This window comes from Skermanella sp., assembly GCF_059503625.1.
The window spans coordinates 249-2,805 of the sequence record NZ_JCACHA010000330.1; the positions used below are offsets into that span (position 1 = coordinate 249).

Here is a 2,557-nt window from a genome sequence, read left to right on the forward strand (position 1 = left end):
CCTTCCTGCCGGTCCAGTGGGATGCCCAGGGCGGTGCGTCGCTGGCCGGATCGGCCATCGCGTCGAGCAACCCGCACGCGGCGGGACGAGGGCCGCGCTTCCTGGTGGTGCGGCCGGAGAAGCTGGAGTTCTTGAGCGGCGGGGAGGACGGCTACAACCGCATCGCCGGCACCGTGGACGAGATCATCTTCCAAGGAGAAGCGGTGCTGGTCTATGTCCGGATCGGCGACGGCAACCGGCTGGCGGTGCGGAAAGGCACCCGGCAGGGCGTGTTCACCAGCCTGCCGGTAGTCGGCCAGACAGTGACGCTCGGGCTGCACCGGGACGATACGATCATCGTGCCGGAGATGGCGGCATGACGATGGATATCCCGGTCCAGGGTGCGCACGACCTCGGCAGGCCCGCCGGAGCCCGCCCCAACGTGACGGAACTCGCGGCGGATTCCCGGTCCGAGCAGCGCCGCATCCTGGGGCTGTCGCTGCCCAGCCTGCTGCTGGTGACGGCCCTGCTGCTGATCCCGGTCGGCTGGCTGTTCGGCCTGTCCTTCTTCAAGCGCGGCGTCTTCACCTTCGACCATTACCTGCGGATGGTCGAGCATTCCTCCTACATCGCGATCTTCCAGACCACGTTCAGCCTCAGCATCCTGGTCACGCTGATCTGCGTGCTGCTGGGGTATCCCGTGTCCTATCTGCTGGCGCAACTGCCCCGGCGCTGGGCGACGCTGGGGATGGCGCTGGTGATCCTGCCGTTCTGGACCAGCCTGCTGGTCCGCACATATGCCTGGCTGGTGCTGCTTCAGCGGACCGGCGTCATCAACACGACGCTGATGTCGGCGGGCATCATCGACGAGCCGATGCAACTGGTCCACAACTATACGGGAACGGTAATCGGCATGACCCATATCATGCTGCCGTTCCTGATCCTGCCGCTCTACGCATCGATCAAGGCGATCGACATGGACTATGTCAGGGCGGCGTCCAACCTGGGCGCGTCGCCGACCCAGGCGTTCCTGAAGATCTTCCTGCCGCTGTCGCTGCCGGGGCTGATCGCCGGATCGCTGCTGGTGTTCATCATCTGCCTCGGGTTCTACGTGACGCCGCAGATCCTGGGCGGCGGCCGGGTGACGACCGTTTCCATGAAGATCCAGCAGAACATCGGGATGTATTTCGACTGGGGAGCGGGCAGTGCGCTGGGCGTGGCGCTTCTGGTCTTCGTCGGTCTGATCTTCCTGGTGGCCCACCGGCTTGCCGGGCTCGAACGCATGTTCAAGGGGTAAGGCGATGTCAGCACAGCCGATACCGATTTCCCACTGGCGGCGGGCGTGGCTCTACGTTCTGGTCGCCTCTGTCCTGCTGTTCCTGATCGTGCCGATGCTGATCGTCGTGCCGATGTCGTTTTCCGGGTCGGAGTACCTGGAGTTTCCGCCCCGCGAATGGTCGCTCCGCTGGTACGCCAGCTACTTCAACTCGCCGGAATGGATGGCCTCGACACGGGTGTCGTTCGCCGCCGCGGTCCTGACGGCGCTGATCGCGACGCCGCTGGGCGTCGCCGCCGCCTATGCCCTCAACGCCGTCCGCCTGCGGCTGACTCCGGTGCTTCAGGTCATCCTGCTGCTGCCGCAGATGGTGCCGGTGATCCTGATCGGCATCGGCGTCTTCTACATCTATATCCAGCTTCAACTGGTCAACACGCTGTTCGGGATCGTGCTGGCGCACACGCTGCTGGCGGTGCCGTTCGTGGTGGTGACGGTGATGTCGGGCCTGCGCAGCTACGACATGACCCAGGAGAAGGTCGCAAGGAGCCTGGGTGCGCCGCGTTGGAAGGCATTCATGCTGGTGACCCTGCCGCAGATCAAGCTGTCGGTGATCTCGGGCGCCCTGTTCGCCTTCATCACCTCACTCGACGAAGTGGTCATCGGCCTGTTCATCGCCGGCGGCGAGAACACGGTGCTGACACGCCGGATGTTCCAGTCGCTGCGCGACCAGATCGACCCGACCATCGCCGCGATCTCGTCGCTGCTGATCATCCTGTCCGCCGTCGTGCTGGCGAGCGTCGCCGTCATGAGCGGCGGGAAGAAGCAGCGGGCTGCTTCCCCTTAAAGCTAATCGGAAACAAGCATCCGTTCCATCCGGTCGATACGCGTCATCAGGCGATCGGCCGGATGAGCGGCGCTCCGGACCGGGCAGGCGCGGCTGTGCCGGAAGGCGGTCAGGATCTGGTCGCGGGTCAGCTCGGGAAACGCCGCTTCGGCTGCGGACAAATCAAGGCGGCCGTTTGCCATGGGCTCGACCAGAGCGGCAACGCGATGTACGGGGATATCCGTACCCGCCAGCAGCGGTTCGCCTCGCAACCCGGATTGCGCAGCGTCCTCTTGCGGCGACCTGAGCAGATCGCGCAGGCTGGCGAGTTCCAGCACCATGGCATCCCTGACAAAGCCGGCTTCCGTGCGGTTCAGTTTTTGTCCGCCGATTTCTGCGGACTCGCGATACTCACTGAACACCCTCGCCTCTCATTCGGTTGTCGTGACTCTCCAACAAGCATAGCACAGGACCAAGCT

At 64.7% G+C, this 2,557-nt stretch carries 4 protein-coding genes; 3 read left to right on the forward strand and 1 reads right to left on the reverse strand.

Annotated elements, in window-relative coordinates:
- The 3 genes from AC5JJ6_RS07460 to AC5JJ6_RS07470 form a co-directional block, all read left to right on the forward strand.
- On the forward strand, window positions 1–359 hold a 359-nt coding region (locus AC5JJ6_RS07460), incomplete at its 5' end, for a TOBE domain-containing protein (protein WP_496041429.1).
- On the forward strand, window positions 356–1,276 hold the full coding sequence (locus tag AC5JJ6_RS07465) for an ABC transporter permease (RefSeq protein WP_496041430.1): 921 nt from the start codon (window positions 356–358) through the stop codon (window positions 1,274–1,276). The genes AC5JJ6_RS07460 and AC5JJ6_RS07465, both read left to right, overlap by 4 nt.
- Before the next feature lie 4 nt (window positions 1,277–1,280).
- Window positions 1,281–2,099, forward strand: coding sequence for an ABC transporter permease (locus AC5JJ6_RS07470; RefSeq protein WP_496041431.1), 819 nt, complete (start codon window positions 1,281–1,283; stop codon window positions 2,097–2,099).
- Between the two features lie 2 nt (window positions 2,100–2,101).
- Here AC5JJ6_RS07470 and AC5JJ6_RS07475 read toward each other — a convergent pair whose 3' ends face one another.
- On the reverse strand, window positions 2,102–2,500 hold the full coding sequence (locus AC5JJ6_RS07475) for a DUF433 domain-containing protein (protein ID WP_496041432.1): 399 nt from the start codon (window positions 2,498–2,500) through the stop codon (window positions 2,102–2,104).
- Between the last annotated feature and the right edge of the window lie 57 nt (window positions 2,501–2,557).

Bases quoted from the DNA above. Each gene is read 5' to 3' on its own strand.
- AC5JJ6_RS07465 (WP_496041430.1), top strand. From the start codon at position 356: ATGACGATGGATATCCCGGTCCAGGGTGCGCACGACCTCGGCAGGCCC.
- AC5JJ6_RS07470 (WP_496041431.1), top strand. From the start codon at position 1,281: ATGTCAGCACAGCCGATACCGATTTCCCACTGGCGGCGGGCGTGGCTC.